Source organism: Flavobacterium chilense (genome assembly GCF_001602525.1).
GTDB lineage: Bacteria > Bacteroidota > Bacteroidia > Flavobacteriales > Flavobacteriaceae > Flavobacterium > Flavobacterium chilense.
Map to the genome: position 1 here is coordinate 685,951 of NZ_LSYT01000002.1, position 24,055 is coordinate 710,005.

General features: G+C 33.4%; 19 protein-coding genes. 13 read left to right on the forward strand and 6 right to left on the reverse strand.

Annotated features, from left to right (window positions below; translation table 11 throughout):
* Positions 1-18: 18 nt before the first annotated feature.
* Complete coding sequence (locus tag A4F88_RS08025; RefSeq protein ID WP_017497457.1) at positions 19-1,023, reverse strand: AAA family ATPase; 1,005 nt, start codon at positions 1,021-1,023, stop codon at positions 19-21.
* Positions 1,024-1,246: 223 nt separating this feature from the next.
* Between A4F88_RS08025 and A4F88_RS08030 the strand changes: the two genes are divergently transcribed.
* The 3 genes from A4F88_RS08030 (at position 1,247) to A4F88_RS08040 (ending at position 4,298) form a co-directional block, all read left to right on the forward strand.
* Positions 1,247-2,122, forward strand: coding sequence for an aldo/keto reductase (locus A4F88_RS08030; protein WP_068842046.1), 876 nt, complete (start codon positions 1,247-1,249; stop codon positions 2,120-2,122).
* 139 nt (positions 2,123-2,261) lie between these two features.
* Positions 2,262-3,014, forward strand: coding sequence for an SDR family NAD(P)-dependent oxidoreductase (locus A4F88_RS08035; protein WP_068842047.1), 753 nt, complete (start codon positions 2,262-2,264; stop codon positions 3,012-3,014).
* A 126-nt stretch (positions 3,015-3,140) separates the two neighbouring features.
* Positions 3,141-4,298 (forward strand): ATP-binding protein, encoded by a 1,158-nt coding sequence (locus A4F88_RS08040; protein WP_068842048.1) that lies wholly within the window; start codon positions 3,141-3,143, stop codon positions 4,296-4,298.
* 6 nt (positions 4,299-4,304) lie between these two features.
* Here the strand turns inward: A4F88_RS08040 and A4F88_RS08045 are convergent, their stop codons facing one another.
* Complete coding sequence (locus A4F88_RS08045; protein WP_068842049.1) at positions 4,305-5,048, reverse strand: DUF3298 and DUF4163 domain-containing protein; 744 nt, start codon at positions 5,046-5,048, stop codon at positions 4,305-4,307.
* A 105-nt stretch (positions 5,049-5,153) separates the two neighbouring features.
* On the opposite strand from A4F88_RS08045, the gene A4F88_RS08050 reads away from it, so the two are divergent.
* Positions 5,154-6,296 (forward strand): cystathionine gamma-synthase, encoded by a 1,143-nt coding sequence (locus tag A4F88_RS08050; protein WP_068842050.1) that lies wholly within the window; start codon positions 5,154-5,156, stop codon positions 6,294-6,296.
* 55 nt (positions 6,297-6,351) lie between these two features.
* Here A4F88_RS08050 and A4F88_RS08055 read toward each other — a convergent pair whose 3' ends face one another.
* Positions 6,352-7,146 (reverse strand): THC0290_0291 family protein, encoded by a 795-nt coding sequence (locus tag A4F88_RS08055; protein WP_068842051.1) that lies wholly within the window; start codon positions 7,144-7,146, stop codon positions 6,352-6,354.
* 324 nt (positions 7,147-7,470) lie between these two features.
* On the opposite strand from A4F88_RS08055, the gene gdhA reads away from it, so the two are divergent.
* The 3 genes from gdhA to recO all read left to right on the forward strand — a co-directional run bounded on the left by gdhA (position 7,471) and on the right by recO (position 11,988).
* On the forward strand, positions 7,471-8,814 hold the full coding sequence (gdhA, locus tag A4F88_RS08060) for an NADP-specific glutamate dehydrogenase (RefSeq protein WP_068842052.1): 1,344 nt from the start codon (positions 7,471-7,473) through the stop codon (positions 8,812-8,814).
* Positions 8,815-8,944: 130 nt separating this feature from the next.
* Positions 8,945-11,227 (forward strand): type IX secretion system anionic LPS delivery protein PorZ, encoded by a 2,283-nt coding sequence (gene porZ, locus A4F88_RS08065; protein ID WP_068842053.1) that lies wholly within the window; start codon positions 8,945-8,947, stop codon positions 11,225-11,227.
* 47 nt (positions 11,228-11,274) lie between these two features.
* Complete coding sequence (gene recO / locus A4F88_RS08070; protein WP_068842054.1) at positions 11,275-11,988, forward strand: DNA repair protein RecO; 714 nt, start codon at positions 11,275-11,277, stop codon at positions 11,986-11,988.
* Positions 11,989-12,117: 129 nt separating this feature from the next.
* Here the strand turns inward: recO and A4F88_RS08075 are convergent, their stop codons facing one another.
* Positions 12,118-12,912, reverse strand: coding sequence for a T9SS type A sorting domain-containing protein (locus tag A4F88_RS08075; RefSeq protein ID WP_068842055.1), 795 nt, complete (start codon positions 12,910-12,912; stop codon positions 12,118-12,120).
* A 300-nt stretch (positions 12,913-13,212) separates the two neighbouring features.
* Between A4F88_RS08075 and ileS the strand changes: the two genes are divergently transcribed.
* Together ileS and A4F88_RS08085 are read left to right on the forward strand one after the other, a co-directional pair.
* Positions 13,213-16,614: an isoleucine--tRNA ligase gene (gene ileS, locus A4F88_RS08080; protein WP_068842056.1), complete on the forward strand. Its 3,402-nt coding sequence runs from the start codon at positions 13,213-13,215 to the stop codon at positions 16,612-16,614.
* A gap of 7 nt (positions 16,615-16,621) precedes the next feature.
* A complete protein-coding gene (locus tag A4F88_RS08085; protein ID WP_068842057.1) occupies positions 16,622-17,002 on the forward strand; it encodes a TraR/DksA family transcriptional regulator in 381 nt (126 codons plus the stop codon).
* A gap of 250 nt (positions 17,003-17,252) precedes the next feature.
* On the opposite strand, the gene A4F88_RS08090 is transcribed toward A4F88_RS08085, so the two are convergent.
* Both A4F88_RS08090 and A4F88_RS08095 read right to left on the reverse strand, forming a co-directional pair.
* The gene (locus tag A4F88_RS08090) at positions 17,253-17,633 is read right to left on the reverse strand and encodes a hypothetical protein (RefSeq protein ID WP_068842058.1); all 381 of its coding nucleotides are present in this window, start codon (positions 17,631-17,633) and stop codon (positions 17,253-17,255) included.
* A 33-nt stretch (positions 17,634-17,666) separates the two neighbouring features.
* Positions 17,667-18,023: a roadblock/LC7 domain-containing protein gene (locus A4F88_RS08095; protein ID WP_068842059.1), complete on the reverse strand. Its 357-nt coding sequence runs from the start codon at positions 18,021-18,023 to the stop codon at positions 17,667-17,669.
* Between the two features lie 181 nt (positions 18,024-18,204).
* Here A4F88_RS08095 and A4F88_RS08100 point away from each other — a divergent pair, with 181 nt between their 5' ends.
* From A4F88_RS08100 to kbl, 4 genes are all read left to right on the forward strand, one after another.
* Positions 18,205-18,420 carry a hypothetical protein gene (locus tag A4F88_RS08100; RefSeq protein ID WP_068842060.1) on the forward strand — a complete coding sequence of 72 codons (216 nt, stop codon included), beginning with the start codon at positions 18,205-18,207 and terminating at the stop codon, positions 18,418-18,420.
* Positions 18,421-18,541: 121 nt separating this feature from the next.
* Complete coding sequence (locus A4F88_RS08105) at positions 18,542-19,150, forward strand: lipoprotein signal peptidase (protein ID WP_068842061.1); 609 nt, start codon at positions 18,542-18,544, stop codon at positions 19,148-19,150.
* Positions 19,151-19,555: 405 nt separating this feature from the next.
* On the forward strand, positions 19,556-22,714 hold the full coding sequence (locus A4F88_RS08115) for a UvrD-helicase domain-containing protein (RefSeq protein ID WP_068842063.1): 3,159 nt from the start codon (positions 19,556-19,558) through the stop codon (positions 22,712-22,714).
* A gap of 81 nt (positions 22,715-22,795) precedes the next feature.
* A complete protein-coding gene (gene kbl / locus A4F88_RS08120; RefSeq protein WP_068842064.1) occupies positions 22,796-23,989 on the forward strand; it encodes a glycine C-acetyltransferase in 1,194 nt (397 codons plus the stop codon).
* Positions 23,990-24,055 lie beyond the last annotated feature (66 nt).

Genomic DNA, 24,055 nt, shown 5'->3' on the forward strand with positions numbered 1-24,055 from the left:
GAAACTTGAAACAAATTTTTAAGGTACTTCAATCTCGTTTACGATTTTGTTGATAATGTCTACAGAAGTAATGTTTTCGGCTTCAGCCTCATACGTTATTCCAACTCTGTGACGTAAAACATCATGTACAACTGCACGAACATCTTCCGGAATTACATATCCGCGACGTTTGATGAAAGCGTAACATTTTGCTGCATTAGCTAAATTGATACTTCCACGTGGAGATGCTCCAAAACTAATAAGAGGTTTTAGGTCGGCAAGTTTGTACTTCTCTGGATAACGAGTAGCAAAGATGATATCTAGAATGTATTTTTCGATTTTTTCGTCCATGTAAACTTCACGAACAGCTTCCTGTGCGCGCAAAATTTGCTCTACAGAAACTACAGGATTTACTTTTTCGTAAGATCCTTTTAAGTTTTGACGAATTACAAAACGCTCTTCGTCAATTTTTGGATAATCAATTACAGTTTTTAGCATAAAACGATCGACTTGTGCTTCAGGAAGTTGGTATGTTCCTTCTTGCTCAACAGGGTTTTGAGTTGCTAATACTAAAAACGGACGATCCAGTTTAAAAGTGGTATCACCAATCGTAACTTGTTTTTCCTGCATCGCCTCTAAAAGTGCTGACTGAACTTTTGCAGGAGCACGGTTAATCTCATCAGCAAGGACGAAATTTGCAAAGATTGGCCCTTTTTTAATCGAGAATTCGTTTGCTTTGATGTTGTAAATCATCGTTCCAATAACATCGGCAGGTAATAAATCCGGAGTAAACTGGATACGGCTAAAGGAACCTTGTACCGCTTGCGACAATGTATTTATTGCTAAAGTTTTGGCTAATCCGGGAACACCTTCAAGTAAAATATGACCTTGACCTAAAAGCCCGATTAATAAACGCTCGACCATATGTTTCTGGCCCACAATAACTTTGTTCATTTCCATTGTAAGAAGGTCTATAAAAGCACTTTCTCTTTCAATTTTTTCATTTATCGCTCTGATGTCTAAAGTCGTTGTATTTTCTTCCATATAAATATTTTTAAAACCTTTTTGAAACGTTGATTTTTAAGCGTTACTTTTGAGAGTGCAAATTGAATATTTTTTGAGAAGTAAGATGTTAAAGAATGGTTAAAACTTCGACCAAAGCTCTAATTTTAAGGACGAATTGTGATTCTATTTTTATATTTTTAAGAACTTTGATGATTATGCTTTACAAAAGCATATTTATTACCAAAAATAACGCAATAATACCATGAGTAAAACAACTTTATCGCCTATAATTTCGGGCACTATGAATTGGGGAGTATGGGATAAAAACCTTACAACTAAAGAAATGGAAAACCTGATACAGCTTTGTATCGAAAACAAAATCACCACTTTTGATCACGCCGACATTTACGGTTCATATACTACCGAAGCTGATTTTGGAAAAGCATTTCATGCCAGTAAAATTTCACGTGAAAAATTACAATTAATTACGAAATGCGGAATTCAGATGATTGCTGAAAAACGCCCGGAAAACAAAATCAAACACTACGAATATTCAAAAGAATATATCATTTGGTCTGTAGAACAATCTTTAAAAAACTTAAAAACAGATTATGTTGATGTTTTTTTATTACACAGACCAAGTCCGCTTATGCAGGCTGATGAAATTGCTGAAGCAGTGGAGAAATTAAAAGGGCAAGGGAAAATTATTGATTTCGGACTTTCGAATTTTACGAGTTCGCAAACAGAATTAATTCGTCAGAAAACAGAAGTAAGTTACAATCAGGTGCAGTTTTCAGCAACTAATTATGAGCCTATGGTTGACGGAAGTTTTGATTATATGCAAACACACGGAATTCGACCATTGTCATGGAATCCGCTTGGGACTGTTTTTAGAGAAGACACTAAAAAAACACGTCGTTTGAAAAAATTGCTGGCAGAATTAGTTCAAAAATACGGATTTGGTTCTGATACACTTTTACTAGCCTGGATCTTAAAACATCCTGCTGCAGTTATTCCAATTGCCGGAACAGTAAACATTGCGCGAATCCAATCTTTGATGAGAGCAGTTGAACTGGAAATGGATAAAGAAGACTGGTTTGCTATCTGGACAGAAAGCATGGGCGACGATGTAGCTTAATCAAGTTTTTAGTCTCAGTTTTCAGTAATCAGTTGGACTAGATTATTTTGAAATTCACTTTGGTGCAGAAAATATTTTGCCACAGATTAAAAATCATTGAAATCATTTTAATCTGTGGTAAAAAAATAAAAAATATAGAATGAAAAAAACAGTTTTAATTACTGGAGCTACAAGCGGAATTGGAAAAGCAACCGCTCAGATTCTGGCAAAAAATAATTATAGAGTTGTTCTTTGCGGAAGACGAAAAGAACGTTTAGATGAACTGGAGAAAGAGCTTTCGGCTTTTACAGAAGTTCATTGTTTATCTTTTGATGTTCGGGATAAAGATGCTGTTCTAAAAAGCATTGATTCTCTGCCATCAGCATTTTCGACAATTGATGTTTTAATCAATAATGCCGGTAACGCACATGGTTTAGATCCAATTCAAACGGGAGATTTAGATGATTGGGATGCTATGATTGATATTAACGTAAAAGGACTTTTGTATGTTTCGAAAGCGGTGATTCCGAAAATGACAGAGCAAAAATCGGGACATATTATCAATATTGGATCAACCGCGGCAAAAGAAGTTTATCCTAACGGAAATGTGTATTGCGGAACAAAACATGCTGTTGATGCTATTACTGCAGGAATGCGAATCGATTTAAATCCGTTTGGGATCAGAGTAGGGGCAATTCATCCCGGAATGGTTGCAACCGAATTTAGCGAAGTACGTTTTAAAGGTGATACCGAAAGAGCTTCGAATGTCTATAAAGGCTTTGATCCGTTGCAGGCAGAAGATATTGCTGATATTATTCATTTTGTGGTTTCAAGACCGTATCATGTAAATATTGCCGATCTGGTGGTGATGAGTACAGCACAGGCATCATCAACAATTGTGAAAAGAGATTAATTAGGTTTTTAGACTAGCTTAGATTTCTTAGCTTTGAATATTTACACAATCTAAGAAATCTAGTGGTCTAAATTTCAATAATCTAACAAGTCTAAATCATCTAAGCTAGTCTAACAATCTATAAAAATGATCAATAAACGCCTTTTAATAAAAAACCTACTGGCTCATAATGACGAGAGCAGTTTTTATGATAAAAAAAGGCAGCTGAATTTGCATTCACGCGAAGGAAAAGGGAAATTCCTGAAACACATTTGTGCGTTATCCAATTCAAATCCAACAAACAACTCTTATATTGTGGTTGGTGTCGAAGATCATGACAATGAAATTGTAGGTGATGATTTTTTTGATGATAGCAGAATCCAGAATCTCGTAAATGCTTTTTTAGAGAATCCACCCAAGATTCAATATGAAAATGTACCCTTTCCTAACCTTCCAAAAGATAAAGTAATTGGATTAGTTACCATTAAGCCCAAAAGTAAAATTTCGTATTTTAAAAAAGGAATTCATACTATTCTTGCCAACAGCATTTTTGTGAGACGTGGCAGTAATTCGATTCCGGTAGACGAAGGACAAGAAGTTGAAAAAAACAATCAGAATACAGAAACAGTTATTGGGATCGAAAACAGTTCCCGCAACAGTATTCAGTATACACTTGATGGTGTAATTGATTTTATGAATTTCAGGCATAAAGATATGTCGCCTAAATACCGAGTTTTTAAAGAATTGTTTGTGATTTGCTGGGCAGGAGTTCCTAAAAAATCAAGAGATAAAACCTTTTTATCACGAGTAGATATCGAATTGATCAACGAACAAATTAAACTTTTTTATTCGGCTCAGGATGTTGTTACGATTGTTTTTGATGATGACAGTTTTACGATCACAGAATATGTTCCGTTAGGGCTAAATGATAAAACAAGTTATTATCCATTAGAAAAACAAACCATTCATTTTTTTGACAATGGTTATTATAAAATTGATCGCGAGATGCTTTTTCAGCCTCCTGAATTCAATAGAAAAATGCTTTACCATATTTATAATTCGAATATGGCATTGCTTCAAAAATTGCAAAAAGACATTCCGTTATCAGATCGTGAATTAAAAGATCTGGAAAATCTTCCATCGACTTTTATGATTTGTTATTTAAATGGTTTTGATGATGCGAAACAGAAACTAATTGATGCTAAATTGCTTCTAAAACCATTTGGCCCCGTTTATTTGTCTTTTAAAGAGGCGTTGAGGGTTTTACGTAAAATGAAATATGATTTTCAGGAAGGCTCTAAATAAAGTGGATTAGTGATAAATTAAATATTTACTGATTTCATCATAGAGAAATAAAATTTCTTTTGGTCCATCTGCATACGAAGCAGCTTCATAAGAGTTGTAATATAAAAGCAGGCCTTTGTTGGTGTAAAAAATGTTTTGTGGCAATTGAAATTTGTCGTTTTCAAACATTAAACCTGTTGCGTTAATATTTGACTTTTCGGGAATATGGTATTTCTTTCTAAATTCTCTTTCGGCGAAAGCCTTAAATTCTTCAGCGTTTCTAAATAGCTTATTGTTTGAAATAATTTTTCCTGTTTTTGAATTGAAGATTAAGGAACTAAAACCTTGATAACCATGTGCTCCTCCTGTAAAAGTATAATGATCTATTTTGATGTTTAAGACCTGATTTGATTCAAATTCGACATCTCCTTTTATTTTTCCTTCCCAGCCAAAAGTTTCTGTTGGAAATTTTCTATGCATTTCTTCATAAGAGTTAATAAAAGAAGCGGCTAGAGTTTTGTAGTCATTTGCCTTTGAAGCATCATCTTCAAAATAAACGATTTCTTTAATCACCGAAAAAACTTTTTTGTTGATACTGTCAGCGACTATCGGAATATTTTTTGCAATAGGAACTTCGATCGTGATTTTTGGACAATCGTTTTTGCAAGGTATATTGGATTCTTTTTCAAATGTCTCATTTTCAAATGAAAGCTCTTTATTACAACTACTAAGTAGTACGAACAAAAAGACTAATAAAGTGGAATGTTTCATGTCAAAAAGTGTTAATTATATACAAAGGTAAGGAGTTGTGTCAGGATTAGAATAAATTAAAAGGTAAATTTGTACCTTAAATAAGGACTTAAAACTTGTAATTATATGAAATTCAATACAAAAGTAATACATGGTGGTCAGCATCATGACCCAAGTACTGGAGCAGTTATGCCTCCGGTTTATCAAACTTCTACATTTGTACAATCAAGTCCGGGAAAACCTTTGGCAGATTATGAGTACAGCAGAGCATCAAACCCAACGCGTACAGCTCTGGAAAATGCTTTGGCAAGTATTGAAAATGGTACTCGTGGTTTGGCTTTTTCGTCTGGATTGGCAGCAACAGATTGTATTTTAAGATCGTTTAAGGCAGGAGATGAAATTATTGCTATGGATGATTTATATGGAGGAACTTACAGAATGTTCTCCAGAATTTACAAAGACTCCGGAATTAAATTTCATTTTGTTGATATGACGGATATTGAGAAATTGAAATCATTAATCAATGAGAATACAAAATTGATTTGGGTAGAGACGCCAACAAATCCGTTGATGAAATTAGCAGATATCGAAGAAGTAGCTAAAATCACTAAAGCACATAAAATTTTGTTTGCAGTAGATAATACTTTTGCAACACCCTATTTACAAAAGCCACTTGATTTAGGAGCAGATATTGTAATGCATTCGGCTACTAAATATTTAGGCGGACATTCTGATGTTATTGCAGGTGCTTTGATTGTAAAAGATGAGGCATTAGGAGATCAATTGCATTTTCAGCAATTTGCAACTGGTGCAACACTTGGGCCAATGGATAGTTTTTTAGTTTTAAGAGGTATCAAAACACTTTCGTTAAGAGTACAGAGACATTGTGAAAATGGAGAAAAAGTAGTTGAATATTTAAGCAATCATCCTAAAATCAACACCGTTTATTATCCGGGTTTAAAAAATCATCCGTTTCATGAAATTGCTAAAAAGCAAATGAAAGCTTTTGGCGGAATGGTTTCGTTTACATTTAAATCAGGTAAAAAAGAAGATTCTATTACGTTTTTGGAGAAGCTTAAAGTCTTTACTTTGGCAGAATCTCTTGGAGGTGTTGAATCTTTGGCAAACCATCCGGCTTTAATGACACACGCTTCTATCCCGGCAGATAAAAGAGCTGAAGTTGGTATTACAGATGATTTAGTTCGATTAAGTGTAGGTATTGAAGATGCCGAAGATTTAATTGCAGATTTAGAACAAGCTTTAGCATAAAAATAAAAAACCCCAATTCGAAAGAATTGGGGTTTTTGTTTATATTTAATTGTACTTAAAATTCTAAGTAATAAATGTATCCGGCATTAAACCAAACCTGCGAATCGTTTGTCTTGTTTTCTTTGTAAAGATCTTTATTTGGATTTAAACCATCGACCCAGTCAGAACTAAAGCCCTGATAACGGACTTCGAACATCAAGTCGCTCATTGTGGTTAATTTGTAGTGAACTCCAACACCTGCGGTTACTGATAAAACTACACCATTTTCATTTGAAAAACCATACGGGCGCCCGTCAGAAGGAGTTAAGTATTTTGGAAAAGTTGTTGCAGGAAGTCCTAATGTGCCAAGTCTTGAATCTACTTTAGCAGAGTAATAACTTACCTGAAAACCTAAACTCGCATAAGGGCTAAAACTACCTATTGTATTCTCAAAATCATGAATTTTCATAAAAGGCGAAAATTCTAACTGAGCACCAAGGTTTACAAGGGTAGAACTACCGTGCATTCCTCTAAGATGTTGTACAAGTCCTTTTTGTTTTTCTATTTCAACCCATTTACCAAAATGTTCTAAATTGGTTTTGTTGAAAGATAATTCAGATCTAACTTTGAAATGTTCTGTAAAAAAGCTTTCTCTGTTGTTGTTGGCAGAAAAGTTTATAAAGTGAACAATTCCCACTCCAAATCCGGTGTTTCCGATGTTGGTATCAAAATTATTTCGTTGTCCATAATCAGATTGAAATGATACGGGGCCGAAGATAACTCCAATCTCTTGTGCTAAGTTGGATTGGGCAGTTGATATTGTGGTAATGCCAAATAAGGCGAATATCGTGAGTACTATAGGTTTGAGCATGTTTTTGGGCTTACAAATCTTGGCAAATATATAAAAAACATAGTCTAAACAAAATATAAAATCGCGCTATTAAAAAATTAATAACAAAACACTTAATTTTCTGACTTTAAGCATGATGATTCGATGTAAATTCGGAAGTGTAAAATTCTATTTTTGGGATTGTTTAAAAATTACACAATTCTATCCTAAAAACAAAAAAAAATAACAATTCATGATTGATTTCAACTATCTTTGCATGTTGTTACGAAAACGTTTTCTTAAAGCGTTTTTTCTTATTTTAATTGATAAAAATTTTAAACTATTATTTGAATAATTTATTTAAAAATGGAACAAAAAATAAATGAATTTATGGCTCTTGTTGAGTCAAAAAATCCAAACGAGCCGGAATTTCTTCAAGCCGTTAGAGAATTTGCAGAAACAGTAATTCCATTTATCGCAGAACGCAAAAAATATGATGGGAAGAACTTACTTCTTAGAATTGCTGAACCGGAAAGATCTATAATTTTTAGAGTTCCGTGGGTAGATGACAAAGGTGAAATAATTGTAAACAGAGGTTTCAGAATTCAGATGAACTCGGCGATCGGACCATACAAAGGCGGAATCAGATTTCATCATACTGTAAATTTATCAGTTTTAAAATTTCTTGCTTTCGAACAGGTTTTCAAGAATAGTTTGACAACATTACCAATGGGTGGTGGAAAAGGAGGTTCTGATTTTGATCCTGAAGGAAAGTCTGATGGTGAAATTATGCGTTTCTGCCAGTCATTTATGACAGAGTTATGTCGTCATATTGGTCCTGATCTGGATGTTCCTGCAGGAGATATTGGTGTTGGTGCCAGAGAAATTGGTTATTTGTTCGGTCAATACAAAAGAATAAGAAATGAATTTACCGGAGTATTAACCGGAAAAGGACTTGCTTACGGTGGTTCATTAATCAGACCTGAAGCTACGGGTTATGGGGTTGTTTATTTTACAGACCAGATGCTCCGTACTATCGGACATGAGATAAAAGGTAAAAGAGTAGCGATTTCAGGTTTTGGAAACGTAGCCTGGGGAGTTGCATTAAAAATAAATGAATTAGGAGGAAAAGTAGTTACGATTTCAGGACCTGATGGATATATTTATGATGAAGAAGGAATCTCAGGAGAAAAAATCGATCACATGGTCGAAATGAGAGCAACTGGAGATAACAGAGCCGAATTGTATGTAAAGAAATATCCAAATGCTATTTTCCATAAAGGAAAAAGTCCATGGGAAGTAAAAGTTGATATTGCTATTCCATGTGCTACACAAAATGAGTTAAATGGAGATGATGCACAAAAACTTATTGATAATGGAGTTTTATGTGTTACTGAAGCAGCAAACATGCCTTCTACTTTAGATGCAATTAAGTTGTTTTTAGATAATAAAGTGCTTTTTGCTCCTGGAAAAGCTGCAAATGCCGGGGGAGTTGCTGCATCTGGATTAGAAATGACGCAAAACTCAATTCGTTTAAACTGGACGAGTGAAGAAGTTGACTTAAGATTAAAAGACATTATGGTTGGAATTCACAACCAATGTAAAAAATATGGTGCCGGAGAAGATGGTTATGTAAACTACGTAAAAGGAGCTAACATTGCCGGATTTGTAAAAGTTGCCGATGCTATGCTTGCTCAGGGTGTAGTTTAAGATAAATTACAATTTAAAAATGCTCTCATTTGTCTGTTAAGATAAATTGGGAGCATTTTTTATTTATTTAAAGAACAAAAAACAAATACTTTCGTTTGTAGTATATTTGTCTATCCCAATATAGTAAATAATGAAAAAAGGGTTTTTGTATATTTTGTTTTTAGCGTTATTTCAATTTGCTTTCTCGCAAAATAAATTGTTGTGGCAGGGTTATTTTTCGTTTAACGAAATAAAAGATATTTCACAATCTTCAACTACGGTTTTTGCGGCTTCAGAGAATGCGTTGTTTTCTAAAAACGCAGCAACAAATACCACTAAAACAACGACTACAATTGATGGGCTTTCAGGTCAGACCATTTCTTCCTTATATCACAGTGATGGATTTAAGAAAACAATTATAGGTTATGAAAATGGTTTAATGATTGTAGTTAATGAAGTTGATGGCAGTATTTTGAAAGTCGTCGATATAATCAACAAACAATTGCCTGCAAATCTTAAAAAAATCAATCATTTTATGGAACATAATGGTTTGGTGTATGTTTCTTGTGATTTTGGGATTGTGCAATTTAATTTGACCACTTTGCAATTTGGCGATACTTATTTTATTGGTGATAATGGAGCGGAAATTAGTGTAAGGCAAACGGCTTATTCCAACGGATTTATTTATGCTGCCACTTCTAACGGAATTCGAAAAGCAAACAGTACAAATACAAATCTAATTGATTTTAATCAATGGACTTTGGTTAATCCCGGAGATTGGTCGAGTGTTGAAACTTTAGATACAGAACTTATTGCAATAAATTCAGCAGGATATATTCATCGGTATAATTCAAGTACATTTGTCGGGTTTTTTCAGCTTCCGCAGGCAGCAACAGATGTTCGGGCTGTTAGTCACAGTTTGTTTGTGACAACACCTAATGCGGTTTTTGTGTACAACAATCAAATGATTTTAACTCGTCAGATTGTCAATACTCAGGTTTTAGATAATACATTAAGTTTTACTTGTGCAACTGTAATTGGTGATTTGCTTTATATAGGGACAAAAGATCAGGGATTGTTCTCGTCTACCTTATCAAATTCATCAAGTTTTGTCAATAATACACCAAGCGGACCAACCCGGAACAATATTTTTTCTTTAGATGTCGGCTCAGATTTGCTTTGGGTGGTGTATGGGGATTATGATGTTTATTATAATCCGTATCCTTTAGATAGTTATGGGATTAGTAGGTACAATAATTCTGGATGGTTGAATATTTCGAATAAAGATGTTTTTGATGCTAAATCGATAACTAAGGTTACAATAAATCCAAGTAATGAAAAGCAGGTTTATGCCAGTTCATTTTTCTCAGGAATGTTAAAAATAGAAAATGATGTTCCGACTATTTTATATAATGAAAAAAATAGTGGTTTAGAAACATTGACATTTGTTGGCCCAAATTATATTGATGTTCGTATTAATGGGACTGTTTTTGATAAAAAAGGAAATCTCTGGGTGACCAATAGTCTGGTTAAAGATGGATTGAAAGTTTTAAAGACTAATGGGCAATGGCAAAGCTATGCAATGAATTCGATTCTTGTTGATTTTAAATCTTCAAGTTATGCAAATATTGTGATAGATAGGAATAATACAAAATGGATGGGAACAAATCGAGATGGTGTGATTGGTTTTAATGAAAGTACCAATATGTATAAGAAAATAACGTCAGGCGCTGATCTCGGAAATTTACCTATAAATGATGTTAGAACTGTTGCTATAGATACCAAAAACCAGCTTTGGATAGGGACAACGAAGGGGTTAAGAGTTTTGTCAAACGTAAATAATTTTTCGACCGAAGGACAGTTAAAAGCCAACCCAATTATTATTGTGGAAGATAATTTGGCTCAGGAATTATTGTATGAACAATTTGTAACTTCAATAGCTGTAGATGGAGCCGATAATAAATGGCTTGGTACAATTGATTCGGGGGTTTTTATGGTTTCTCCAAATGGTCAGGAAACAAAATATCATTTTACAATTAATAATTCCCCATTGCCAAGTAATGTTATTAATGATATTAAAATTAATAGCACAACAGGTGAGGTTTTTATTGCCACAGATAAAGGAATGGTTTCTTTTAAAGGTATTGCAACTGGTGCAAATGAAGACTTAAACAATGTTTTTGTTTATCCTAATCCCGTAAGGCCAACTTATTCGGGAACCGTAAAAGTTGCCGGATTAATTGATAAAGCGAATATCAAGATTACTGACATAGAAGGTAATCTGGTTTATGAAACTACATCAGCAGGAGGAACAATAGAATGGGATACTACTGCTTTTGGACGATATAAAGTGGCTTCCGGTGTGTATATGATATTTATTTCTGCTCAGGATGGAAGTGAAACCAAGGTTAAAAAAGTGATGATTATTCGTTAGTCTGAAAGTCAAAAGTAGAAAAATCTAAGAAGCCTAAAAATCTAAAATTGTTAGTTAAAACAAAAGCAATCGTAATATCTTCGTTGAAATTTCAGGAAAAAAGTCTGATCGTAAAATGTTTTACGCTTTCAAATGGCCTGAAATCTTATTTTGTTCGTGATGCTTTTTCGGCTCGGAAAGCAAGTCAGAAAATTGCTTATTTTCAGCCACTTTCAATACTTGAAATCGAGGCGGTACATAAAAATAAAGGTACTTTAGAAAACTTTAAAGAAATAAAAACAGCAATCCCGTTCCAGAGTATACATACCGATATCGTAAAAAGTACAATGGTGATGTTTCTTTCAGAAATGCTTCATTATTCTATTCAGGAAGAAGAAAAAAATGAATCGCTTTTTATCTTTTTAGAAACAGCTTTAACATGGCTCGATCACCATGATGAAATTTCAAATTTCCATTTGATCTTACTTTTAGAAATAACCAAATTTTTAGGTTTCTATCCTGATGTTTCTGAAGTAGATTCTGCTTATTTTGAGATGATTGATGGTGTTTTTGTGCAATTTCCCGGGGTCACAACTTTACCAGAACAAGAAACAAGTTTGTTTAGAAAGTTGATCGATTTGAAATTTGAAAATGATCAGAAAATTTTTCATGTTACAGAAAGACAGATACTGTTGAAGATTTTAATTGATTACTATAGTCTTCATTTGGATGGATTCAAAAAACCTAAATCACTGGATATTTTAAAGGAAGTTTTCTCTTAAGCTGATTCAAAAGATGTTATTTGTTAGAATATCTACCTTAAAATAGGCCTTTTCTTTAGATGTTTTTTTAATATGTATAAAAAAGACCAAGACTTCATGCTGTCTTGGTCTAGTTAGAGGTTTTTATGATTATTGTTTTACAAATTTAATTGCATTACTTGAATCGTTTAATTTTAAAAGATAGACACCTTTAGATAATCCTGATATTCCAATACTTCCAGAAGTACTTTTTGATGTTTTTACTGTTTTTCCATCAATAGAAAAAATTGAATATGCTGAATTTTCAAATTCATTATTTAGTTTTATTTCATCTTTTGATACATAAGCAATTGGATTGTTTTTCTTAGAAAAGTCAGGTGTAGACAGTGTGCTTTTCTTAGCTATAACCACGTTGTCAAAATACATATAAGTACCAGTAAAACCTGAGTCAGAACCAGCTTGCAGTATAAGTTTGATTGAAGCTGAAGTAGCAGGAGCTCTAAACATAAGTATGTTGAAATCAAATGTTACTGTTTTCCATGTTCCATAAGTTACCGGAATTGTTGGGTAGTTAGGAAAGAAAAAAGCCTCTGATGAATCGTTTAATGCAAGTTCAAAGCCAATACGGCTAATATAATTAGTTGCCATGTTTCCAGGAACATAATAATCAAATTTTAAAGTGTATACTTCTGTACTGTTTAAAGTGAAATCTTGAGAAATCCAGAACAAAGGAGCTGAAAAAGGAACTGAGCTTTCAGGTAATGCTTTTAAACTTGTTGTACCATGATTGAATATGGTAGTTTCTTTGTCTGATGAACCGCTCAAAAGTGTCCATGAGTTTGGGGTTGTCGCAGTAAATTGTTCGAAACTGTTGTTTTGAAGAAGGTTTTGGCTTTGAGTAAAACTTGCTGTAAGCAAGCATAAAATAAGTAATTTTGTTTTCATAAAATTTTTTTAAAGTTGGCGTAAAACTACAATTATTAATCTTATAATTCCTATAGATTCGCATGTATTGTTTTGAAATTTTAACAGGATTAAGTTTGTGTTTTGATTAATGCATTTCTCTTTGGAAAAAACAGGTGAAAAATTAAGAATCAATAAAAAAATCGCTTTTCGATTCTGTTTTTGAACAATTTTTAGCTTTTCGTTTTAAAAATTGAGTTAATAGCTCCAACTTTTGGCTTTAGATATTCTAGTTCTGACTTAAATTTATTACTTTCGCACCTCGTTTAAGAAAAGGATAAAATGAGTACAAAATTTACTGAATACAAAGGACTTGACTTGCCAACTGTAGCTACTGAAGTTCTTGATTTTTGGAAGAAAGAAAATATATTTGAAAAGAGTGTTACAACTCGCGAAGGTGCTGAACCTTTCGTATTTTTTGAAGGTCCGCCTTCAGCAAACGGATTACCAGGAATTCACCACGTAATGGCGCGTGCGATTAAAGATATTTTTTGCAGATATAAAACTCAAAAAGGTTTTCAGGTAAAAAGAAAAGCCGGATGGGATACTCACGGTTTGCCTGTAGAATTGGGTACTGAGAAAGAATTAGGAATTACAAAAGAAGATATTGGCAAAACGATTTCAATCGAAGAATATAACGAAGCGTGTAAAAAAACCGTTATGCGTTATACGGACGTATGGAATGACTTGACCGAAAAAATGGGATATTGGGTTGATATGGAAGATCCATATGTGACGTATAAACCAAAATACATGGAATCTGTTTGGTGGCTTTTGAAACAAATCTATGATAAAGGTTTGTTGTACAAAGGATACACGATTCAGCCTTATTCTCCAAAGGCTGGAACAGGATTGTCTTCTCACGAAGTAAATCAGCCTGGAGCTTACCGCGATGTTACAGATACTACGATTGTAGCACAATTCAAAACTTTGCCAGAAACGCTTCCAAGCTTTTTACAAGGTTTTGGAGATATTCACATTTTGGCCTGGACGACAACTCCTTGGACATTGCCTTCAAACACAGCTTTGACAGTTGGACCAAAAATCGATTATGTTTTAGTTAAAACTTTCAATCAATATACTTTTGAGCCAATCAATGTGATTTTGGCTAAAAACTTAGTTGGAAAACAATTCGGAAAAGGATTTTTCTTAAGTGAAGATGACGCTGATTTTGACAATGTGAAAAACGGCGACAAGAAACTTCCATACAAAATCTTAACTGAAGCAAAAGGAGCAGATTTAGTAGAAATCCGTTACGAACAATTATTGCCTTATGTATTGCCTTATCAAAATGCTGAAAATGCATTTAGAGTAATTGCCGGAGATTTCGTTACTACAGAAGACGGAACAGGAATTGTGCATACAGCGCCGACTTTTGGTGCAGATGATGCTAAAGTAGCAAAAGAAGCAAAACCTGAAGTTCCACCAATGTTGGTTTTGGATGAAGAAGGAAATGCAGTTCCATTGGTTGATTTACAAGGAAAATTCACTTCACATTTAGGTGATTTAGCTGGTAAATACGTTAAAAACGAATATTACGATGCAGGACAAGCTCCAGAGAAATCTGTAGATGTTGAAATCGCAATTCGTTTAAAAGAAGAAAACAAAGCTTTTAAAGTTGAGAAATACGTGCACAGTTATCCACACAGCTGGAGAACCGACGAGCCGTTATTATATTATCCTCTAGATTCATGGTTTATCAAAGTAACCGATGTAAAAGATAGAATGTTCGACCTGAACGAGACTATCAATTGGAAGCCTAAATCTACTGGTGAAGGACGTTTTGGAAACTGGCTTAAAAATGCCAACGACTGGAACTTATCTCGTTCTAGATATTGGGGAATTCCGTTGCCAATTTGGAGAACTGAAGACAAAAAAGAAGAAGTTCTTATTGGTTCTGTTGAAGAATTGTACAATGCGATTGAGAAATCTATCGAAGCAGGTTTTCAAAAAGAAAATCCGTTTAAAGGTTTTGAAATCGGAAATATGTCTGAATCAAATTATGATTTAATTGATTTACACAAAAATGTAGTGGATCAAATTACTTTAGTTTCAGCTTCTGGCCAGCCAATGAAACGCGAGAGCGATTTAATTGATGTTTGGTTCGATTCTGGAGCAATGCCGTATGCACAATGGCATTATCCTTTTGAAAATCAAGATAAAATCGATGGAAACAAAGATTTTCCTGCGAATTTCATTGCAGAAGGAGTAGATCAAACACGTGGATGGTTTTATACATTACACGCAATCGGAACTTTGGTTTTTGATAAAGTAGCGTATAAAAATGTAGTTTCAAACGGTTTGGTTTTAGATAAAAACGGAATTAAAATGTCTAAGAGTAAAGGAAATACGATAGACCCGTTTAAAACCATTGAAGAATACGGTCCTGATGCCACACGTTGGTATATGATTATGAATGCAAATCCTTGGGATAACTTGAAGTTTGACCTTGAAGGAATTGCTGAAGTTCGCCGTAAATTTTTCGGAACATTATATAATACCTATTCTTTCTTCTCGTTATATGCAAACATTGATGGATTCAAATATGCTGAAGCAGAAATTCCATTAAACGAAAGACCGGAAATCGATCAGTGGATTATTTCTGAACTTCATACCTTAATCAAATTCGTGGATGAATGTTATGAAGATTATGAACCAACAAAAGCTACAAGAGCAATTTCTGACTTCGTTCAGGAAAATTTAAGTAACTGGTATGTTCGTTTGTGTCGTCGTCGTTTCTGGAAAGGGGATTATGCACAGGATAAAATTGCAGCATATCAAACACTTTATACTTGCCTGTTAACAATCAGTAAATTAAGTGCTCCTGTTGCTCCTTTCTTTATGGATAAATTGTACAGAGATTTGACAAATTCCACTAAAACCGAAGAATTTGCCAGTGTTCACTTGGCTGAGTTTCCAAAATTTGTCGAAAACTTTGTTAATAAAACGTTAGAAAGCAAAATGCAGAAGGCTCAAACCATATCATCTTTGGTCTTGTCACTTCGTAAAAAGGAAATGATTAAAGTGCGTCAACCTCTGCAAAAGGTAATGATTCCGGTACTTGACGAGAATCAGAGAGCTGAGATCGAGGCTATTTCTGACTTAGTAAAAGCCGAAGTAAACGTGAAAGAAATCATACTTTTAGATGATGATTCGGGTATTTTAGTAAAACAAATTAAGCCTAATTTTAAAGCACTTGGACCACGTTTTGGAAAGGATATGGGTTTGATTTCTAGGGAGATACAAGGTTTTTCTGCGGATCAGATCAATGAATTAGACAAGCAGGGAACGTTAGATATTGTAATTGCTGGAAATAGTGTAACTTTATCACTAGAAGACGTCGAAATAACATCTCAGGATATTGAAGGATGGCTGGTTGCAAACTCTAACGGAATTACAGTTGCACTTGATATCACAATTTCTGAAGAATTAAAAAATGAAGGAATCGCAAGAGAGTTAGTAAACAGAATTCAGAATATCCGTAAAGATTCAGGATTTGAAGTTACTGATAAAATTAAGGTTCAAATAAAAAGTAACGGTATATTAGAACAAGCCGTCTTAAAAAATGAAGACTATATTAAGTCTGAGACACTGACAGATGATTTGGTTTTTGTTGACGCTTTAGAAAGCGGCACAGAAATTGAGTTTGATGATATTAAAACAATGATATTAATTTCAAAATAGTTATAAAATGATAGATGAAATTACAAGATACTCTGATTCAGATTTAGCAGAGTTCAAAGAAATAATTCAGGCGAAAATAAAAAAAGCACAAGAAGATCTTGATTTAATTAAGAGTGCTTACATGAATGATTTGAATAACGGAACTGACGATACTTCTCCAACTTTTAAAGCTTTTGAAGAAGGAAGTGAGACAATGTCTAAAGAAGCAAACTCTCAGTTGGCGATCAGACAGGAAAAATTCATTCGTGATTTAAAAAACGCGCTTTTCCGTGTAGAAAATAAAACATACGGTATTTGCAAAGTAACAGGTAAATTAATTAGCAAAGAAAGGCTTAAAATCGTTCCTCATGCAACAATGAGTATCGAAGCCAAAAACTTGCAGAGATAATAAAAATATCTATTGAAATAAGCGCTCCTTTTAGGGGCGTTTTTTTGTTTAATGTTTGTTGAGATTCAAAAGAATCTGATTTGTTATCTTTTGAAAGAATTTGATTGCAATTGCACGGGAAGTATGTATATGAAGGCTTTTTTATTTTGTAAGAAGAAATTGAGATTGGGCTTAAGATATAATAATATAAAGTCTTAATTAGAACTGTCCTTTGTTAGGGCAGTTCTAATTAAGAAAAATAAACCTGAAATTAGGCTAGATTTTTTTCTAAATCAGCTTTGTGTTTTCTTAAAACCGCTCTTGTCATTCCAAGATTTGCTTTGCTTGCATCAGCAGCAAGATAAATCATGAATTTTTTGTTTGGTGAAATGTCAATAATGTGAATTTGGTTTGAAAGTGTAATCAAAATATCTTCAATATCCTGATTTAAATTTAATGCTTTTACGGCACTTAATTTTGCTTTTACAACCTCCAGATTGTAGGCAGCTGCAAGTTCAGGATCAAATGCAGGATCTATTGTCAGGTTTCCGTAGCTTAATCCTGATTCAATTTCGGTTACAGCGACAGCGATAAAGCCGTTTACGTTAGTTTTCATCTCATTTAAAAAAACGTTTAAGAAGTCGTTACTCATAGTTTGTTGGGGTTTGTTGTTAATGGATTTATGTTATTTTAATAGGGAATTTTTACTTAATTCAGTTGCGACTTCATCAGTCGATCGCATTAATAGCCCCAAATTACTTCCGTCTTTTGAAAATGCTATTATAAAGTTTGTACCGCTTATTTTGTTTCCAATAACAACACCTTCTGAGGTTTTTAAAAAGAGTTGTTTTAAAGCGCCTTTATCCAGATCTAATAAAAACTTTTCGCTCATAGATAAAATGGCAGCGCTCATTGCAGCAATGCTATCTCCATAGTCTAAATGCAGTGATGTGATTAGTTTTCCTTTTCCATTTAAGATTAAGGCAGCAGAAGATTTAGTATTAACTAGAAAATCGTTTAGAGTAGTGGTGATTTCATTCATATTTTTGTAGGATTTGAGGGGAGTTGTTAAATTCGTTTCATTTTCATGTGGTATTGGTAGGAAATATGATTTTTGTTCTAAACAAGTGTTAATTTTTTATAAACAAATATAAATTAAATTATGTATCATTGTAATACCAAATCATTAATAATTTATTTATTTAACACAAAAAACTTACACAATGGCTAAAGTATTGAAATTCAAAGAAGTAAACTCTGATGTCGAAAGTAGAATGAAAGATTTCGAAAAAATTCGTATTAAGTTTAAAGCTGATGTTAAAAAAGCCGAAGCGAAAAAGGCAGCGGCCGGAAAAGAAGGAAAAGGATTGCTGAAATCAATCTCGGAATTTTTTAGTGACAATCCTAAAACACCAGCGAAACCTGTTGCTAAAAAATAAATCATATTTACATTTAAAACCCGATTAAAATCAATTTAGTTTTATTACAAAAGAATTAACGCTCCTTAAGGAGCGTTTTTTTTGATTTAATTGTTACTTTTGCCCATCAAAATTTTATAAAATGTCATTAAGAAAAGCATATTTACTTATATTTTTAGTTTTAATTGTCGATCAGCTTTCAAAAATCTATGTGAAAACAAATTTTACATTAGATTATCCGGATAATGAAGTTAAGATTTTTGATTGGTTTAGAATTCACTTTATTGAAAATGAAGGAATGGCCTGGGGAACAAAAATACCAGGAGAATATGGTAAATTGATTTTGACGGTTTTTAGAATTTTTGCAGTATTCGGGATCGGATACTGGCTGGCTGACTCCGTAAAAAAACGTCATTCTACTTATTTGATCGTAGCTATAGCATTGATTTTTGCTGGTGCTGCCGGAAATATAATTGATTCTGTTTTTTATGGAGTTATTTTTGATGACAGTCATGGTAAGCTGGCAACCATTTTTTCTCCTGAACCTTACGGAACCTGGTTTCATGGTTTAGTGGTTGATATGTTTTATTTTCCAATCTGGAAAGGTCAGTTGCCAGAATGGTTTCCATATTGGGGAGGTGAAGAAGTGTCTTTTTTTAATGCTATTTTTAATGTTGCCGATGTGGCAATTTCTACAGGAGTTGGTATTTTGCTTGTTTTTAACAAAAGAGCTTTTCCAAAAACGGCATAACATCGCTGTAATTTAATCTTTGAAAATAAATGCTTGAAAAATACAAAGATAATAAGTCGCATTTTGTAATTAGATTTATTGTCTTTCTCAGTATTATTTTGAGTTTTGTATTATTCAGTATACTTTTTATAAATTCTGATCAGAGATCTTGTCTTGGTCCTCCGGAGCTTTTACCATTTGTTTTTATTGGTTTTCCTGTAATTACTTTTTTGCTATTAGCAGATCTGGTCGTTTTGGGATTTTTAAAAGCACTCAATTGGGAAAAAGTATTTATAAATTCAGGCTTATTCTCAAGTATGATTCTTTATTTCATTCTGATTTTTAGTTAAATTTTCTTTGTTCTGTTTTTTTTGATGTCAATAGTGCAATAGAAATGTTATTTTTACCATACAAACAAACAAGCTTATGCAAAGCCCATCTTTTTCTATTTATGATGCGTCTGCAGGCTCAGGAAAGACCTATACCCTGGTTAAAGAATATCTTAAAATTATTCTTTCTTCTCCTAAAAATGACGCTTATCGAAATATTCTGGCTATAACTTTTACTAATAAAGCGGTTCATGAAATGAAAAGCCGTATTGTGGGAAGCTTGTCTGAATTTGCAAAAGAAGCACCTTCTGCAAAAGCTGTGGATTTAATGGAAGATTTATCCCGCGACACTGGGCTTTCTGTAATCAAGATCAAAACAAAATCTCAAAATATTATCAAGCATCTAATTCATAATTATGCTGCATTTGATATTTCTACAATAGATAAATTTACACACAAGGTGGTTCGTGCTTTTGCACATGACCTTAATTTGCCAATGACATTTGAAGTCACTCTGGATACAGAAAATTTATTGATTGAAGCCGTTGATGCAATTATTGCCCAGGCTGGGCAAGATGAAACATTGACAAAACTGCTGATCGATTTTACGATGGAAAAAACCGACGATGATAAAAGTTGGGATGTTTCTCGCGAGATTCTTGAAACCGGAAGATTGGTTTTGAATGAAAATAATCGTAATGAGATCCTGCATTTTCAAGATAAATCTATTGAAGAATTTGTAGAAATCAAAAAGAAAATGCTGGGGCTCTGCAAAGACCTAGAAGCAGAAAATGAACAATTTGCAACTGAGGCTCTCGCTTTAATTGATAAAAACGGAATTGATTTAAAATCATTTTCAAGAGGGACCTTTCCAAATCATTTAGAAAGTATACGAGATGGAAAATTTAACCCTCGTAATAAAACTTTTCATGAGTTTGATGATATTGCAATAAATAAAACAGCAAAAGATCGTGCTTTGATCGAAAATTTGATTCCTGAACTGTTGCTTGCTCTCGAAAAAGTTTATAAGAATTTCGAGAAAAGAGATTTTTATAAAGCATTTCTAAAAAATATAACACCACTCTCTCTTTTAAATACAGTTAGTAATGAATTGGCTAAAATACAATCAGAACAAAATGTTTTGTCGATTTCAGAGTTCAATGCAATTATTCACAGAGAAATTCAGAACCAGCCCGCGCCATTTATTTATGAGCGTTTAGGAGAGCGTTATCGTCATTTTTTTATTGATGAGTTTCAGGATACTTCGGAAATGCAATGGCAGAACTTAATTCCATTGATACATAATTCCCTTTCCGGTGAAGATGATTTTGGAAATAAAGGGACTTTGATGATTGTGGGAGATCCAAAGCAGTCTATTTACCGTTGGAGAGGAGGAAAAGCAGAGCAGTTTATTGAATTAGGAAAAGAAGAAAACGCTTTTTTTAATCACGAAAAACAAGTTAAGCATTTAGATACCAATTATCGAAGTTATAGTGAGGTAATCAATTTTAATAATGCCTTTTTTAAATTGATCTCGACTGAATTTTCAAATGCCGATTATAAAGATTTGTATGAAAATCATAGTTTTCAAAACTCAAATTCAAAAAAAGGTGGATATGTCAATATCTCTTTTCTTCCAATAATTGAAAAAAATGAATTTGCAGATGAAGAAGAAGTGGTTGATAAATCAGATTTGTATGTTTTGGCAACTTTAAATACAATTCAGAAAGTAATTCGCGAAGGTTTTGAATATAAAGATATTGTAATTCTGACCAGAAAAAGAGATCAGGGAATTGCAATTGCAAATTACTTAACAGAACAAAACATTCCGCTTTTGTCTTCAGAAACATTAATGATTCAAAACGCGACAGAAGTTCGTTTAATTGTTTATTTGCTGAAATATCTAAATAATAGTGCTGATTTAGAATCAAAAGCTAAGTTTCTGCATTTTTTAGCACTCAATACAATAATTGAAATGCCGATTCATGATTTTATTGCTGAGGGAATGGAGCAGAAAATCGAAAAAGATTTTGAGAAGTGGCTTTTGACTTTTGATGTTTTGCTTTCTTTTGAAGATGTTCGTAAAAAATCATTGTATGAAGCTGTTGAAATTATAATTTCAAAATTTATACTTCCCTCTGAAGGAAATGCCTATGTGCAATTTTTTCTTGATATTGTCTTAGAAAGAGATATTAGGAATCAGGCAGGAATAGCTGATTTTTTAAGTTTTTGGGATAAAAATGGAGATAGATTCAGTATTCCTTCTCCGGAAGGAAACAATGCAGTTCGAATAATGACAATTCATAAATCGAAAGGTTTGGAATTTCCGGTGGTTATTATGCCGTTTGCAGAAGAAGATTATAATCGAAAACCAAAAGATAAATTATGGCTTGATACAGATGATGCTAATCTGGATGTTCCAAAGGCTTTGATAGATAATAGCAGTGCCGTTGAGGGTTTTGGAGAAAATGCTTCGGCAGTTTTTAATTTGAAAAAGCAGGAAGAATTATTGGATAATATTAATGTTTTGTATGTAGCGTTAACACGTGCAGAAGAACAATTGTATGTTATTTCACAATCATTAAAAGAAAGAAAAGATGGTGAACTTCCAAACAATATGGCTTCTTTTTTTATAAAATATCTAATTCATGAAGGAATTTATGATGCTGAAAAATTAGAATATGAATTTGGAAATAAAACCAGATTATCGGTTTCTGCAAAGTCAATTGATTTAGTAAAGTCAATACCGTTCGTTGCAGATGTTTTGAAACCAAAAAATATTAAAATCGCACAACGGGAAGCTTTAATGTGGGGAACGCATCAGCAAGAAGCAATAGCTTACGGAAATATAGTTCATGAGATTTTGGCCTTTGTAAAAGATAAATCTGATGTTGATCTGGCAATTACAAAAGCAATTGAAAATGGTTTAATTACGCTTGATCAAGTAAGCTTGGTGAAAAAATCTGTTCAGGAGATTGTAAATCATCCTGAGCTGAGTGTTTGCTTTAATGGAGATTATGTGATTTTAAATGAACAAACCATTGTTCAGAAAGAGGGAAGAATTTTGAAACCGGACCGAATTGTTTTAACCCCAAATAAAGAAGCTTATCTTTTGGATTATAAAACAGGTGTAGTAAATTCAAAATACTCGCAACAAATTCAAGAATATCAGGATGCTATTGAAAATTTAGGATACAAAGTGTTAAAAAAAGCATTGGTGTATATAGGAACAGAAATCGATGTAGTAAATTTGTGAAAAAATTAATCAGATGTTAAAGGTTTGATTTAGTCTTTTTAAGGTTAAGTTGTTAATTTTTAACGTTTTAAATAAGTGAAAATGTACGGTAAAATAAAAGAACATTTGCAAAATGAGTTGCAAACTATTGAAGACAACGGAATTTTTAAAAAAGAACGTATTATTACTTCAGCACAGGGAGCAGAAATAGCCATTTCTACAGGAGAAACAGTTTTGAACTTTTGTGCCAACAATTATTTAGGACTTTCCTCGCACCCTGAAGTTGTTCAGGCAGCAAAAGATGCCATGGATACCCATGGGTTTGGAATGTCGTCAGTGCGTTTCATTTGTGGAACCCAGGATATTCATAAAACATTAGAGAAAAAAATCGCTGATTTTTACGGTACAGAAGATACAATTCTTTATGCAGCAGCATTTGATGCTAACGGTGGTGTTTTTGAACCTTTGTTGGGAGAAAACGATGCTATTATTTCAGATAGTCTAAATCATGCTTCAATTATTGATGGAGTACGTTTGTGTAAAGCAGCCCGTTACCGTTATGAAAATAGTAACATGGAAGACCTTGAACAACAATTAATAAAAGCAAACGAAGCAGGAGCTCGTTTTAAATTAATTGTTACTGACGGGGTTTTTTCTATGGATGGTCTTGTAGCGCCTTTAGATAAGATTTGTGATTTGGCTGATAAATACGATGCAATGGTAATGGTAGATGAATGTCATGCTGCCGGATTTATTGGGGCGACAGGAAAAGGTACGCTTGAAGCAAAAGGAGTGATGGGCAGAGTTGATATTATAACCGGTACACTTGGTAAAGCATTAGGTGGAGCAATGGGAGGGTATACAACAGCTAAAAAAGAAATAATAGAATTATTGCGTCAGCGCTCAAGACCTTATTTGTTTTCAAATTCATTAGCACCAGCTATTGTTGGGGCATCAATAAAAGTTTTTGAATTATTAGAAAAAGATACTTCTTTACGTGATAAATTAGAGTGGAATACCAATTATTTCAAAGAAGGAATGAAAAAAGCAGGTTTTGATATCATTGATGGAGATTCTGCAATAGTTCCGGTGATGCTTTATGACGCAAAATTATCTCAAACAATGGCAAATGAACTTTTAAAGCAAGGTATTTATGTAATCGGATTCTTCTTTCCTGTTGTGCCAAAAGAAAAAGCCAGAATTAGAGTGCAGTTGTCTGCTGCACATACTAAAGAGCATTTAGATAGAGCGATAGCTGCGTTTGAAGTTGTCGGTAAAATGTTAAAAGTTATATAATTTCCACTTGCCGAAATTTTTGTAGGTTTTTTTTAACATTTCATTTTGTATTTAAAAATTTTGGTG